A 14,648-nucleotide genomic window follows, 5' to 3' on the forward strand; every position below is an offset into this window, starting at 1 on the left:
TGGTGGGGCTCCAGTGGGTGTCACCCGAGCCGGTGCCATGGGCCGCGGATCCGTTCGCCGGCGCCGATCACGGGGCAACCCCCGGACGGCAAGATCCGCCTCCACGACAGGAGAACCGCCATGCGACGCATCACCGCCACCCTCGGCGCCTTGGCTTTGACGACCGGAGTCCTCCTCGGGGCGACCGGGCCGGCTTCCGCGCAGGCGGAACCCACCCCGGGCGTGCGGTGCGTGGGCAGTTCACTGGCGATGTGGGCCACCAACGCGCTCTGCGTGGTCGACCGCCAATACCCGCTCTACATCATCCCGGTCAGCTGACCCCGGCTTCGTTCGTCAGATCTCCGGCGGCGCCTGCAGGTCGTGGGCGCGGAACAGGACCGCGTGCTCGACACCCATGGCCTTGCCGCTCATCGCGGCGAACTGCGGGATGAACTCCGCGGGAGCGGGGTGGTCCGGCAGCGCGGCCAGGTACGCGGCGTGCGCTTCGAGCGAGGCGACCCCGCGGCGCAGCGGCTCACCGGTGACGTCGACGCCGTGGGTCGCGTCGGTCATGCCCGAGGTGAGGTACCAGCGCGCGGAGTGCGGCTCGAGACCCTCGTCGTCGACCTGCTCCGGGAACACCCACCGGTTGCCGGCGTCGCGGATGGCGTCGAGCGTCGCGAGCCCGGCCGCGCGGTGGTCGGCCTGGTCGAAGCCGTAGGGCGTCTCGACCTCGAACGCGCTGCCGAACACGACGTCGGGCTTGAAGCGGCGGATCTCCCGGCAGATGTCCCGCCGCAGGTCCAGGCCGTGGACGAGCACCCCGTCCGGGTGCTCGAGCACGGTCAGGTGCGCGACGCCGACGGCGTCGCAGGCGGCCCGCTGCTCGGCGACCCGCAGCCGGGCCGTCTCCTCGGGCGGGTTCGGCATGCCGGCCTCGCCGCGGGTGAGCAGCAGGTAGCCGACCTCGATGCCGCGCGCGGTCCACCGGGCGACGGCCGCGGACGTGCCGTACTCCATGTCGTCCGGGTGCGCGACGACGCAGAGCACGCGGCGGAAGGACTCCTCGGGGAGCGCAGGCAACGTCATGCCCGCCATCCTGCCCCGTCCGGCGGCCGCCGTCTTCCGGTCGACCCGATCGGCGGTTGCATCTGTGGTCCCTCCTTGTTGCCCGTTGGGGCAAGGTTGCCACGGGCGGACGTGCGGTTCGCTAGTGTCGGTCACTTCGACGACGTGTTCGTGAACTCTGCGGCAGGGGGCCCCGCGCGGTGAGTAATCCGCTGGTTGCGCCGGTGAAGGATTCGACGACGGCCTACTCGGGTGTGTCGTTGCTGGAGTCGGCGGCGGACCTGAAGTCGGCGATCGAAAGCGGCGACTGGGCGTCCGTGGCGATGGGCGCGGTGGGGACCGCGCTCGACGCGTTGTCGATGGCCATGGACCCGTTCGGTGCCATCCTCGCCGCCGGGGTCGGGTGGCTGATCGAGCACGTCGGCCCGCTGAAGGAAGCCCTCAACGCGCTCACCGGCAACGCCGACGAGATCGCCGCGCAGTCGGAGACCTGGACGAACGTCGCCAAAGAGCTGGGCAGCGTCGGGGAAGACCTGACCGGGATGGTCAAAGCGGACACCACGTCGTGGACGGGGAACGCCGGGGACACCTACCGCCAGCGCGCGCAGGACACCGTCACGCTGCTGGAAACCGCGCAGAAGGGCTGCGAAGGCGCGTCGAGCGGGGTGAAGACCGCGGGCGAGGTCGTCGCGGCGGTCCGCGCCCTGGTGCGCGACATCATCGCCGAACTCGTCGGTCACCTGATTTCCTGGGCGCTGCAGGTGGTGTTCACCCTCGGCATCGGCCTGACCTGGGTCGTCCCGCAGGTGGTCGGGGCCGTGGCGAAGACCGCGTCGAAGCTCGCGGATCTGATGAAGCGCTTGGTCACGGCGCTCAAAGCGCTGATCCCGCTGCTGAAGCGCGCCGGTGACCTGTTCGGCGATGCGGCGAAGGCGCTGAAGAACATCAAGCCGGGCAAGGCCGCTCCGACGCCGAAGCACGCCGACATCAACGGCAGCCCCAAGGGCCTCGACGGGCCCAAGGGCAAGGGCGGCGACTCCACCAGCACCACCGGGGACCACAGCGGGGGTTCCCCGAACGGCCACAAGAACGATCCTCCCGGCAGCACCGGAGACAAGGGCAACGGCTCGCCGGGCAACGGCGACTCCACCGGCCCCGCCGGCGCGCCCAACAAGGGCCCGGACAACTCGGGTCGGGGCGGCAACGGGTCGCGGGGCAACCCCGACGACACCAAGCCGCAGGGGATCCGCGGCCAGGGCGAGAACAACCGCTCGCTCGGCAACGAGGTCTGCGTGACCGACCCGGTCGCCGTCTCGACCGGGCAGATGGTGATGGAAGAGGTCGACGCCAGTCTTCTCGGCGTGCTCCCCCTGGTGTTCCGGCGGACACACTTCTCCGGTTACCGGGCCGGGCTCTTCCTCGGCGGCAGCTGGGTGTCCACTGTGGACCAGCGGATCGAGGCCGACGAGCTCGGCGTCAGCTTCGCCGCCGAAGACGGCACCCTGCTGCGCTACCCGAGGCCGGGCACGGACGACTGGGTCGTCGCCGAGAGCGGCCCGCTGCGCCCGTTGAAGCGCGCGCCGGACGGCGGCTACCTCGTCGACGACCAGGAGCTGGGCCGGCTGCTCTACTTCGCGCCGGGCGCGGGCCGGGCGTTGCTCACCTCGGTGACCGACCGCAACGACAACGCCTTCGAAATCGTGCGCGCCGAAGACGGCCGGCCGCTGGAGATCCGGCACACCGCCGGGCACCGCGTCCGCTTCGAAACCGTCGGCGGGCTGATCACCGCGCTGTTCGCGGTCACCGGCGACGGCGAAGTCGAGTTGGTGCGCTACGGGTACGACCGCCGGAACCTCGTCACGGTCACGAATCCGTCGGGGCAGCCGATGACCTACACCTACGACCGCGCGGGGCGCATCGTGGGCTGGACCGACCGCAACGACGAATGGTTCCGCTACCACTACGACCACGCCGGCCGCGTCGTCCGCACCGAAGGCTCGGGCGGCTTCCTGGACTGCGTGCTCGAGTACGACCCGGACAACCGCGTCACCCGGACCACCGACGCACTCGGTCACACCTCCGAGTTCCACTACAACGAAGCCGGCCAGGTGGTCCGCGAGGTCGACCCGCTCGGGCGGGTGACGCTCTCGGAGTGGGACGCCCGCGACAACCTGCTGAGCTCGACCGACCCGCTGGGGCGCACCACGCGCTACCGCTACGACGAGCTCGGCAACCTCCTCGCCCAGATCCGCCCGGACGGCGCCGAACGCACCTGGGAGCGCGCCGCGGACGGGCGCTCGCTGGTGCGGCACGACGCCCCCGGCGTCGCGACGCGCAACGAGTTCGACGAGCGCGGCAACCTCGTCACGGTCGTGGCCCCGGACGGCGCGATCACCAGGTACCAGCACGACGAGCGGGGTGTCGTCGTCGCGGTCACGGACGCGACCGGGGCCACGGCCACCGTCGTCAACGACGCGGCCGGCCTGCCGGTCGAGGTGACCGACCAGCGCGGCGTCGTCACCCGGTACGAACGCGACGAGTTCGGGCGGATCGTCGCGATCGCCGACGCCGCCGGCGGGGTGGAGCGCGTCGCCTACTCCGTCGACGGGAACCTCGTCCGGCACCAGGACGCCGACGGCAACGAGAACCGGTGGGTGCTCGACGGCGAGGGCAACGACCGGGTGCACACCGGTGCGTCCGGCGGCGTCACCCGGTACGAATACGGCGGCTTCGACCAGGTCACGGCGCAGATCCTCGCGACCGGCGACCGGATCTCGGTCACCTACGACGGCGAGCTGCGGATCGCGACGGTGACCAACCAGCAGGGCCGGGTGTGGCGCTACGAACGGGACGCGACCGGGAACGTGGTCCGCGAAACCGACTTCGCCGGCGGCGTGACGACTCTCGGCTACGACGCGGCCGGACAGCTCGTCGAACGCGTCCGCCCGGACGGGCAGCGCACGACGTTCCGCTACGACCTGGCCGGCCACCTGGTCGAGCAGAACGACGGGAACCGCACCACGCGCTTCGAGGTCAGCGCCACCGGGCAGCTGATGTCGGCCGACGACGGCACCACGCGGATCAGCTACGAGCGCGACGCGGTGGGCCGCGTCCTCGCCGAGACGGTCAACGGCCGCACGGTGCGCTCCGCCTACGACGCCGAGGGCCGCCGGGTCAGCCGGCTCACCCCGTCCGGCGCGGAAAGCGCGTGGGAGTACGACCCCGCCGGGCTGCCGGCGGCGGCCCGGCTCGCCGGCCGGGAACTGCGGTTCACCCACGACGCCGCGGGCCGCGAGGTGCGCCGCACCCTCGGCACCGGCGCCACCCTGACGCAGACGTGGACCCCGAACTCGCTGCTGGCGTCCCAGGTGATCACCGACGGCGCGAAGGCCACCCGCCAGCAGCGGTCCTACCGCTACCGGGCCGACGGCGAGCTGGTCTCGCTGCTCGACCAGGCGAGCGGCCCGCGCGAGTTCACCCTCGACCCGCTCGGCCGGATCACCGAAGTGCGTTCGCCGCACGGACCGGAGTCCTACCGCTACGACGAAGCCGGGAACGTCACGGACGCGTCGTGGCCCACGGCCGAGCCGGACCTGGCGGGCCGCCGGACGTTCGTCGGCCCGCTGGTCACCGCCGCCGGCGGGACGCGTTACGGGCACGACCGGCGCGGGCGGGTCGTGCTCCGGGAACGCACGATGCCCGGCGGCGCCAAGCTGGCCTGGCGGTTCACCTGGGACGGCGACGACCGGCTCGTCGCGGCCGCGGTCCCCGACGGCAGCACCTGGCGCTACACCTACGACGCGCTGGGCCGCCGGGTCGCCAAGGAGCACCTGGCCGCCGACGGCCGGACCGCGCTCGAACGCGTCGAGTTCACCTGGGACGGGCAGCTGCTGGTCGAGGAGGCCCGGCACACGCCCGACGGCGTCCAGGCCACGGTGTGGGACTACGAGCCCGGCGACTACCGCCCGCTCGCGCAGCGCGGCCGGGTGGCCCGGCCGGGCCAGGCGTGGGTGGACACCCGGTTCGACGCCATCGTCGCCGACCTCGTGGGCAGTCCCGCGGAGCTGGTCGACGACCACGGCCGGATCACCTGGTGCGCGCGCACGAGCGCGTTCGGAGTGGGTGGTCCTTCGGCGACGCCGCTGCGGTTCCCCGGGCAGTACTTCGACGCCGAGACCGGGTTGCACTACAACGCCCAGCGCTACTACGACCCGGTGACCGCGCGCTACCTGAGCCCCGACCCGCTCGGCCTGGAGCCGGGCCCGAACCCGTACGCCTACGTGGGCAACCCGTTCGGGCAGATCGACCCGCTGGGCCTCGCCCCGCAGTCCTGCGGCAAGCCCAAGCTGACGCTCGACACGAACATCGGCAACAACCCGATCATGCAGTCGCCGGGTGGGGGCAAGTACAGCCAGTCCCCGGGCGGCAACTGGTACAAGGAGTCGGCGCCGGCGGGGCCGAACAAGGGCAAGAAGAACCGGCCCGCGGCCGGGATGGCCAACCCCGACTGGACGCACTCGAACATCCGGCCGATGTTCGAGAACGCCCTGACCAACAAGCACGAGATGCCGGCGGGTCTCACCAACGAGCAGAAGAACCAGTGGATGAAGACGAAGGGCAAGTTCCAGACCCTGAAACAGGACGGCACGCCGGACCAGATCGTCCCCAAGAAGAACGCCATCATGGGGCACAACAAGTCGGCGGGCACCTACTTCAACGAGACCGGGCACAAGCTGCCCATCGACGCCAACAAGCACTACAACCGGCAGCCGTCCAGCTACGGTCAGGTGGAGTACTCGAAGAGCTCGTCGGGCACGGGCTCCCACGAGGACAAGTACATCCCCCCGCGCCCCGACCGCGGTTCGAGCTCGACGTACACGAACCCGGCGGCGCCGAACTACACGGGCGGTCCGTGGTCGTCCTACCCCCAGGCGCCGAATGGGTTGCCGCCGGGCTCCCAGGGCGTCCTGCCCGACGGCACGCCGATCCCGCACGCGCCGACCACCGAACGGCCGGGGTCGGGCTTGCCGCCGGTGCACACGCCGCCGGCTTCGCCCACGGGTCCGCCGGCGAAGCGGCCGCGGTTGGGCTAGAGCCGGTGCGGCGGAGGGCGCGGTCGGGGTTGCCGGCCGGGTCGGTTTCCGCTGCGCTCGGCTGCTCAGCGGACGTCGAACCCGCGCTCGGCGGCCGCCGGGCGCGGAACCCTTTGCGTCACCGCGGTTTCGTCGGCGGGGTCGTGCCGGTCCGTTCGTCGCCGTAGCTCAGCCACGTCCCGATCGGCGCACGTTGCCCCACACCCGGCCGGCTGTAGTCGCACACGCCACCGGGGAACGTCTCGCGCAGCCGTTGCCGGTCCGTCGCCGTGAAAGCCACCGGGTAGTCCCGGAAGTCCAGCGGCTTGAGCCGGCACTTCAGCACGTCCAGGGCCAAGCTCTCCCCCGCGACCATCCGCGTGTTGGCCGCCACCGGGTACTGCGCGCCGCACTGGCCGCTCGCCGGGTACGTCAGCTTCTCCGTGATCCGCGCCGCCGGGGACAGGTAGCACCCGTCGCCGAGGTCGCGCGGGCGGTTCGCCAGCACCTTCTGCTGGTGGCTCCGGTGGGAACCGTCGGCGTCGATCGCGGTGAGCCAGCGGTCCATGGCGTCCAGCTCGTAAACGCCGGCGGCGGCCGCTTCGCCCGCGGTGGGGTGGTTTTCGATGATCACCTGGTTGCCCGCCGTGCCGTTGGCCCGCAGAAGCCGTTGCCGCAGAACATAAGACCACTCGGTGGTGTGGATGTCGTTGCCGAACCCGGCGAGGTCGAGATCGGTCCGCTGGTCGATGATCGGCGTCTCGCGCAAGCCCTGCGACGCGGAGTTCACGATGTCCTCGGCGTACACCGCGTCGAGCGCCTTCGGGTCGGCCGCGATCCGCTGCGGCACGGGCGTTCCGGTGTAGTCGAGGCCGCCGATGGTCGCGTTGAGGTCGGCGAACTGGGCCGCGGTGATCGTGCCCGCCTTCAGCGCGGCCAAGCCGTACTGCACGCCGGTCGTGTCCAGGGGGCTGCGCACGAACCCGGTCTTCGGGTCCCGGCCGAGCTGGTTGACCAGCTGCTCGTTCGAGTTGCACTTCACCCCGCGCGGGTTCGTGACCGGGTCCCACCGCGCCGCGACCGGGATGGCCGCGTTGCAGCTGCCGGTCGCCGTCGCGCGGCTGGCGAAGGTCTTGTCCCAGGAGACGCACGTGTCGTAGCTGGCGAAGCCCGCGACGGCCTGCTTCTGCGCCGCGGTGAACGACGCGCCCGGCCCGGCGAAGTACCGCTCCAGCAAGCGGCAGTCCGAAACCGGGCCGCCCGTGCTCAGGGGGTCCGGGAACGAGACGCCGGGGATGATGCCGTCGACGATGCCGGGGTAGTTCTCCGCGATGTCGTACTGCTGGATCGCGCCGCCCGAGCCACCCCAGCCGATGGTGTGGGCGACCGGGCCGTAGGTCTCGACGAAGTGTTCCTTGACCATCATCGCCGCCTCGGCGGAGATGATCGGGCTGCAGTTGTTGTCCAGCACGTTCAGGCTCGACGACGCGACCGCGTAGCCCTGGGCCAGGAACAGGTCGTTGACGACCCCGCCGGTCGAGCCGCCCTGGTGGTAGCCCGCGTTGCAGCCGCCGCCGAAGGTGTAGACCAGCTCCCCGTTCCAGCCGGCCTCCGGCGTGACGGGCGACGGCGTCCCGTCGTAGAGCGCCGCGATCTCGTAGACGGCACGGTCGATCGTGCCGCGCTCGACGCGGACCACGTACGGCACCGCGTGCCCGCCGACGGTGGCCGTCGCGAGGTCCGCGGGCCGGGTCGCCGGGTCCGCCAGGGGCGCGAACGCCCCGGCGGTGGTCTTGTACTGGTAGCTCACCTGGGTCGGCGCGCTGCAGAGCGGCTGGGTCGCCGGCGGCAGGCCGAACGCCTGGGTCTCGCAGTAGAACGGGCGCTGCTGCGCGCCGGAGAACACGGGCCCGGTGATCGGGTGGTTGGTGACGCGCAGGTCCGCCCGCCGGTCCCGGCCGGGCCCGCTCGTCCGGGCGCTCAGGTCGTTGGCGCCGTCGCGCAGGCCGGTGACCAGGCCGAGCAGGCTGCCGTCCGGCTGGGCGTGGAAACCGGCCGTGACGTCGTGGCCGTTGGCGCGGACGTAGACCCGCGTCCGGGGTGGGGCGGCGACCTTGACCAGGACCTGTCCCCCGCTGACGAGCGCCGGTCGCGGGTTGGACACCGTCTCGATCGTCAGCTGCCGCCCGGGTGGCGTGCCGGCCACGGCGGTCGCGGTCCCCAGCAGGAGAACCGGTGCGGTCAGGGCGGCCACGACGAAAGCACGGTTTGCCACCGGACGCTCCGCTCGCTCGTGGCGTCGCGTCGTCGCGACACCGGGCAGCTGCCGGTATAGCACCTGCGGCCGGGCCGGAACAACGGTGGAGCCGGGCCCGGTGGGGACTGCTCAGGACGCCGAACGCGCGCCACGCGTGGGACTGCCTCCCGCATCCCCTCTTACTCCCACCGGTTCGGTCACACGGACCTCGGGCGCCCCGGCGACGCCTGTTGAGGAGACCACGCGATGATCGCAGCATCCGACCACGCCCGCCACGGGTTTTGCCCGGCCACCGTTGGGCGGTACGCGACGGCGCGAGCGTGCCCCACGATGGGGCGATGGAGGTCCAGCCCGCTCCCTACCCCTTCGGGGACGTCGAAGCGCTTCGGCTCCACCCGCGGTTCGCCGAGCTGCGCGAATCCGCAGCGCCGGTGCGCGTCACGATGCCCTACGGCGGCGACGCCTGGCTGGTGACGCGCTACGAGCAGACGCGGTTCGTGCTGTCCGACCCGCGGTTCTCGCGCGCCGCCGCGGCCGGGGCGGACGTGCCGCGCGGGCGGCCCGGCTTCGAACCGGCCGGCAACCTGCTGGCGATGGACCCACCCGAGCACAACCGGATCCGGGCGCTGGTGGCCAAGGCGTTCACCGTCCGCCGCGTGGAGCTGCTGCGGCCCCGGGTCCGGGAAATCGCCGACACGCTCCTCGACGGCGTCAGCCCGCCCGTGGACTTCGCCGCGGCGGTGACGTGGGAGCTGCCCGTGCAGGTGATCAGCGAGCTGCTCGGCGTGCCGCCCGAGCAGCGCCGGATGGTGCGCGAGTGCACCGAAACGCTGGTCGCGTCCGGCGGGACCGTGACACCCGCGGACGTCACGGAAGCACGCGGAAGGCTGGCCGCCGCGCTGACCACGTTGATCGCGCAGCGCCGGGCCGAGCCCGCGGACGACCTGCTGACCGCGCTCGTCGCCGCCCGCGACGAGGACGACCGCCTGACGGACAACGAACTGCTCATGCTGGGCGTGGCACTGCTGGCCGGCGGCCACGAAACCACCGCGAACCTGACCGGCAGCTTCCTGGTGGAACTGCTGTCCGACCGCGCACGGTGGACGGCGCTCGTCGCCCGGCCCGAGCTGATTCCTTCGGCGGTCGAGGAGCTGCTGCGGTTCGTGCCGCTCGCGACGGTCGCCGACCTCGCGCGGATCGCGAAGGAGGACCTCGAGATCGGCGGTCAGCCGATCCGGGCCGGCGACGCGGTGCTGGTCCAGCTGGACTCGGCCAACCGCGACGAATCCGTGTTCGCTTCGGCCGGGCACCTGGACTTCGGCCGCGCGGTCAACCACCACGTCGCGTTCGGCTTCGGCGTGCACCACTGCCTCGGCGCACCACTGGCCCGGCTGGAACTGCGCGTCCTGCTCTCGACGCTCGTCCACCGCCTGCCGGGCCTGCGCCTCGCGATCCCCGCGGACCACCTCGAATGGCGCCGAGGTGGCTTGCTGCGCGGGGTCACGAGCCTGCCCGTCACCTGGTAGTCAGACGTCGGAAATCGACTTCCGTTACTCGGCGGCGGATCTGGGCCGCCAGTCCACCCAGGACTTCCCGGGCGACGACGTCGCTCCAGACGTCGCCGCTGACGTGGGCGGTCAACGCGCCGCGGTGGTCCACCCGGGCGCGGACGGCGAACCCGCGGGCCCCGCCGAAGTCCTTCGGGCCCGCCGCGTTCACCACCCGGCCGGTCGCCGCGCCGAAGCGGACCGCCGTCGGCCAGCGGTCCGGGACGTACTCGAAGAACGGCACCGGACCTGCCGGCACCGCACCGGAATGCGGCTCGGGCCGGCAGTGCCGCCGGCAGCCGAGCACCGTGTCGCGGACGGCCCGCGCGTACTCGGCGTCCAACCGCTCCGGCGGTGCCGGCAGCGGCACGAAAGCGGGCACGATGCACGGTCCGAGCACCCGCCGCCACTCCGGGCGGTCCCGCTGGCCGAACACCGTCGTGAACATGACCCGGCCGGCGCCGAACCGCGGCCGCACCGCGCAGGCCAGCGCGGCGAACAAGGTGGTCAGGATGGTGGCGCGGTGCGTCTTCGCCAGCCGGTGGGCCGTCGCGAGCTCGTCGGGCTCCAGCAGCACGTCCCGGTAGGCGTACGGCGCACGGCCGCCGTGCGCGCGGACGAAACCGTGGTCGCCGACGGTGTCGGCCCACCACTGCCGCGCCGCCTGCCGGCCCGACCGGCGTCGGTCCTCCTCGAAGGCCGCGTACTGCCCGTACTGGGCGCCCGGCGCGGCCGGCGGCGCGCCACCGCCCGAATACGCCGAGTACAGCGCACCCAGCTCGGTCAGCACGCCCCACACGGTCTCCGGGTCGGCGATCATGTGGTGCAGGTGCAGGAACAACACGTGCTCCCGCGGCCCCCGCCGCGCCACCCGGACCACCAGCGGCGACGCGCTGTCCACCGGCACGTGCAGTGATTCGTCGCCGTCGGTGTCCTCGACGACGGCGACCGCCTTCCCCGACACCACCTGCAGCGGTCCGGCGTCGTCGTCGACCACCCTGGTGCGCAGCACCTCGTGCCGGCGCAGCAGCTCGGCCAGCGCCGTGCCGAGCACGCGGCGGTCGACCGGCCCGCTGAGCAGGACCTCGGCGTTCATCGTGAACCACGGCCCCGCCAGCCACGGCCGGTCCCGCGCGGCGGCCATCACCCAGCGCTGGAAGTTCGACGCCGGCCAGATCGCCTCCCCCGGCATCACGCGGCCGCCAATACCGACGAATAGTCCGGGACATCCGGCAGGGCCCGCACCAGGTTGCGGTGCAACGCTTCCAGGACGCCGGGTGAGTACCCGGTCGCCCGCCAGTCCTCGTACGGCACGCCGAACCCCAGCTCCTGCCACAGCCCGGCGTTCGCGCGTTCGGCCGCGCCCAGCGGCTCCAGCAGCACGACCGGGGTGGCCGCCCACAGCGAGTCGAGCAGCGTGCCGCCGCCGGGCTTGCTCACCATCGCCATCGCGGACCTGGTCAGCTCGAAGGAGCCCGGGCAGCCCACCCCACGGGTGTACCGGACGGTGCCGTCCCGGCGGACCTCGCCGAACGGCGGGTACCCGTCGTCGTGCCACGGGTGCCAGGCCGGGTCCATCATGAAGTACCGCGCGCCGGGCCGGCCGGCGACGTCGCCGGCTTCGTAGGCGAGGACGTCGAGCTCGAACCCGTGCGCGGCCAGGTCGTCGACCGGCTCCCGGTAGGTGCCCATGCCCCAGCCGCCGCCGTGCGCGTACAGCCGTTCACGGTCCGCCCAGGCGACCGGCGGCAGCGGACTGACCGGGACGCTGCACGGCACCGACCGCCGCGCGGCGTCGATCATGAACACGTGCTCGGCGGGCACGTCCGCGGCGCCGGCCTTCCGGAACGACGGCGAGGCCTGCGAATCGATGTGGCAGACGACGACCCGCACCGAAGCGTCCTGTGTGGACAGATAGCGGCGCACGATCGGCAGCCAGAACCCCGACCAGACGACGAACGTCCGGACGCCGTCCGCCGCCCACTTCGCCATCAGCTCCCGCACGGCGCCGTCGTCGGCGACCTCGGCGGGGTCGGTGGCGATCCGGTGCCCGGTCTTGGCCAGCCGGAAGTCGCGGTGGAACGCCCACTTCATGTCCGCGGCCGTGGCGCGCTTGGCGGCCGGCAGCAGCCGTTCGATCACGTTGACCTCGGCCCGGCATCCCTTCTCCCGCAATCGATCGGCGAGCAGCAGCCCCGGGACGTGCACCCCGAGGGCCACGCCCGAGGTGAGGATCTCGATCATGACGTCGTCCTTCGTTCGAGGGCCGCCAGGGCCCGGAGCAGGTGCCGGCCGACGAGCAGGGTCATCGCCCGGTGCTCGCGGCCGACGTGCCCGCGCGGGACCATCTCGACGAGCATGATCAGGTAGAGGTAGCAGCGGTACATGGCGATCCGCGCGGTCGCGGCGTCGTCGGCGGGCACGACGCCGCCAGCCGCTCGGTATCCCGCGCGGAAGGCGTCATCGAGGTCGCCGAACAGGGTCAGCGAGGCCAGGTCGGCCAGCGGGTCGCCCCAGAAGGCGCGTTCGGCGTCGATGATCCCGGTGATCCGCCCGGCCCGGATAAGGATGTTGCCCGGCCACAGGTCGAAGTGGACGAGCACCGGCGTGGTCACCTGGTCGAGTACGCCGGCGTGCTCGGCGAGCACGTCGCGGAACCGGCCGGCCGGGCGCGGCAGGGCGACGCCGAACCGCTCCGCGTCACCGAGCACGGACTCCACCATGGCCGGGAACGCGGCTCGCCAGCTCCCGGCCGGTTCGCCCCGCGGGTAGCCGAACCGCGACCCGGTGCACCGGTGCAGCCGCGCCACGATGCCACCCAGCTGGTGCCGCAGCCCGTCACTCGCGCCGGGTGGCCGGTCGTGCCAGCTTTCGCCGGGAAGTTCGCTCAGCACCAGGAAGTCCCGGCCGAGCGCCCGCCGCGAGAAGTCGGCCGCCACCACCCGGGGCACCGGGGCCGCGTGGCCGACCGCCCGGTAGAACAGGGCCTCGGCCCGGAGCAGGTCGTGTTCGTAGGTCAGCGCCGGTGCGCCGGGCTCGGGCGCGACCTTGACGACCAGTCCCGCGCCGCCGGTCAGCCGGACCCGGTAGGCGGTGTTGAAGGTGGCGGTGCCCAGGCGCGTCCAGGACTCCACCGCCGCGGGTGCCACCCCGGCCGCCTTCAGGACGTGGTCGCGCAGGCCGGCGTCACGCGGCATCGGCTGCTCCGTGCGGTCTCAGGCCGGCGGCGATCACCGCGCCGAGCAGCCGTCGCCGCATCGCCGTGACGTCCCCGGGGACGCACATCAGCGCGCAGTGCACCCGCCCGCCGGGAGCCGCGAGACCGCTGCCGCTCACCAGGGCGACTCCCGGGCGGGCGCCGCCCTGGTAGAGGAGCCCCTCGCGTCGGAGGGCCCCTGCCAGCGCGGCGATGCGCGTGCCGGGTGCCGCCGTCACCGTCACCTCCCACAGGTGGCACCGCAGGCCGTGCTCGCGCGTCCGCCGGTCGAGGGTCAGCGCGAGCAGTCCCAGCGACCGCCGGGCGTTGATCTCGAGCACGGGCACCAGGCTCCCGTCGCGCAGGAGCATCGAGTCCACCCCCACCGGACCCCAGTACCCCGCCCGCGCCAAGGCTTCCGCGACCGTGCCCAGCACGTCGAAGTAGCCTCGCGCGCGCAACGACGTCACCAACGCCGGCTCGGCGGGGGCGGATCCGAGGTGGCGGAACCCGCGGTTCGTCATCACCCGCACGCCCAGCGGCCGCCACCGGCCGCCCGGCTCGATCAGGACGTGCCCGGAGAGGTCGCGCAGCTTGGCGAACTTCGGCTGCACGACGAACTCCACCCGGCGGCCGCGGGCGACCTGCGCCCGCACCGTCCGCAGGACCGCCCGGAGCACCCCCTCCGTGCGCACCTCCAGCATCGCCCGGCCGGACACCCCGAACGGGTCCTTGACGACCGCCACCCCCGGGACAGCGGCGACGGCGGCCGCCAGCTCGTCGGCGGACCGCACGACCCGGCCGGCGCCGGGCAGGCCGAGCCGCCGCACCAGCTCGTTCGACCACGACTTGGAGTTGACCTCGGCGACGACGTCCGCGGCGGGGAGCGAACCGGCCCACCCGCACCGGGCGGCGAGCCGGACCGTGTCGTCGAGGACCGCGTAGGGGTCCAGGCCCGCGCAGGCGCCGACCCGGGCGAGCGCCCGCGGGTCGGCCGGCACGAGCCGCTCCAGCGGGACGGCCGGCGCTCCGGGGAGCGGACAGTGGTCGAACTCGATCCCGCAGCCCGCCAGGCTTTCCCGCACCGCCGCGGCGACCGGCCGCCGGGTGACGAGCAGGTCGCCCGGTGCGCAGAACGCCGCCACCAGCTCGTCCATGGCGTCGACGGCGGCGTGGTCGCGACCGGCGGCCGGGAGCTCGGCGAGGCCGGCCGGACGCCACCACCGCTCGGCGTCGAAGGTGCCGAGCCGCGCGATCCGCCCGGCGGTCAACTCGACGTCACCGCCATCAGCGGTTCGAGGTAGGCGGCGAACTGCCGGACCGCGCGCAGGTGGTCCAGTTCCAGGTTTTCGTAGTCCAGCTCGAGGCCGAATTCGTCTTCGATGCCGAGCAGGAACGCGATCATCTGCAACGAGTCGAGGCCGTACTCCTCGACGAGGTCGGCGGCGGAGCCGATCTCGGCGGCCGACATCCCGTTCTCCAGCACTCCGGCCAGCACGTGCTTGATCCGGAACTCCACATCGGACACG

At 73.1% G+C, this 14,648-nt stretch carries 10 protein-coding genes; 3 read left to right on the plus strand and 7 right to left on the minus strand.

Features of this window, described 5'->3' with window-relative positions:
- Nucleotides 1-120: 120 nt before the first annotated feature.
- A complete protein-coding gene (locus BLV96_RS49740) occupies nucleotides 121-318 on the plus strand; it encodes a hypothetical protein (protein WP_158104126.1) in 198 nt (65 codons plus the stop codon).
- 15 nt (nucleotides 319-333) lie between these two features.
- Here BLV96_RS49740 and BLV96_RS09765 read toward each other — a convergent pair whose 3' ends face one another.
- On the minus strand, nucleotides 334-1,077 hold the full coding sequence (locus BLV96_RS09765; RefSeq protein ID WP_086675730.1) for a PIG-L deacetylase family protein: 744 nt from the start codon (nucleotides 1,075-1,077) through the stop codon (nucleotides 334-336).
- A gap of 194 nt (nucleotides 1,078-1,271) precedes the next feature.
- Between BLV96_RS09765 and BLV96_RS09770 the strand changes: the two genes are divergently transcribed.
- Nucleotides 1,272-6,140 (plus strand): RHS repeat-associated core domain-containing protein, encoded by a 4,869-nt coding sequence (locus tag BLV96_RS09770; RefSeq protein ID WP_244180129.1) that lies wholly within the window; start codon nucleotides 1,272-1,274, stop codon nucleotides 6,138-6,140.
- Between the two features lie 118 nt (nucleotides 6,141-6,258).
- Here the strand turns inward: BLV96_RS09770 and BLV96_RS09775 are convergent, their stop codons facing one another.
- On the minus strand, nucleotides 6,259-8,394 hold the full coding sequence (locus BLV96_RS09775; RefSeq protein ID WP_086675732.1) for a DUF6351 family protein: 2,136 nt from the start codon (nucleotides 8,392-8,394) through the stop codon (nucleotides 6,259-6,261).
- Nucleotides 8,395-8,714: 320 nt separating this feature from the next.
- Here BLV96_RS09775 and BLV96_RS09780 point away from each other — a divergent pair, with 320 nt between their 5' ends.
- A complete protein-coding gene (locus BLV96_RS09780) occupies nucleotides 8,715-9,902 on the plus strand; it encodes a cytochrome P450 (RefSeq protein WP_086675733.1) in 1,188 nt (395 codons plus the stop codon).
- On the opposite strand, the gene BLV96_RS09785 is transcribed toward BLV96_RS09780, so the two are convergent.
- The 5 genes from BLV96_RS09785 to BLV96_RS09805 are packed head-to-tail and all read right to left on the minus strand — an operon-like array spanning nucleotide 9,892 to nucleotide 14,647.
- Nucleotides 9,892-11,115 (minus strand): condensation domain-containing protein, encoded by a 1,224-nt coding sequence (locus BLV96_RS09785; protein WP_244180188.1) that lies wholly within the window; start codon nucleotides 11,113-11,115, stop codon nucleotides 9,892-9,894. The two genes, BLV96_RS09780 and BLV96_RS09785, sit on opposite strands and share 11 nt — an antisense overlap.
- Nucleotides 11,115-12,167 carry a glycosyltransferase family protein gene (locus BLV96_RS09790; protein ID WP_086675735.1) on the minus strand — a complete coding sequence of 351 codons (1,053 nt, stop codon included), beginning with the start codon at nucleotides 12,165-12,167 and terminating at the stop codon, nucleotides 11,115-11,117. Before BLV96_RS09790 ends, BLV96_RS09785 begins: the two co-directional genes overlap by 1 nt.
- Nucleotides 12,164-13,120: a phosphotransferase family protein gene (locus BLV96_RS09795; protein WP_086675736.1), complete on the minus strand. Its 957-nt coding sequence runs from the start codon at nucleotides 13,118-13,120 to the stop codon at nucleotides 12,164-12,166. Before BLV96_RS09795 ends, BLV96_RS09790 begins: the two co-directional genes overlap by 4 nt.
- Nucleotides 13,110-14,390 carry a peptide ligase PGM1-related protein gene (locus BLV96_RS09800; RefSeq protein ID WP_086675737.1) on the minus strand — a complete coding sequence of 427 codons (1,281 nt, stop codon included), beginning with the start codon at nucleotides 14,388-14,390 and terminating at the stop codon, nucleotides 13,110-13,112. The genes BLV96_RS09795 and BLV96_RS09800 overlap by 11 nt, the downstream gene beginning before the upstream one ends.
- Nucleotides 14,387-14,647, minus strand: a complete 261-nt coding sequence (locus BLV96_RS09805) for an acyl carrier protein (RefSeq protein ID WP_086675738.1) — start codon at nucleotides 14,645-14,647, stop codon at nucleotides 14,387-14,389. Before BLV96_RS09805 ends, BLV96_RS09800 begins: the two co-directional genes overlap by 4 nt.
- Between the last annotated feature and the right edge of the window lies 1 nt (nucleotide 14,648).

It is taken from the genome of Amycolatopsis pretoriensis (assembly GCF_900107925.1).
GTDB lineage: Bacteria > Actinomycetota > Actinomycetes > Mycobacteriales > Pseudonocardiaceae > Amycolatopsis > Amycolatopsis pretoriensis.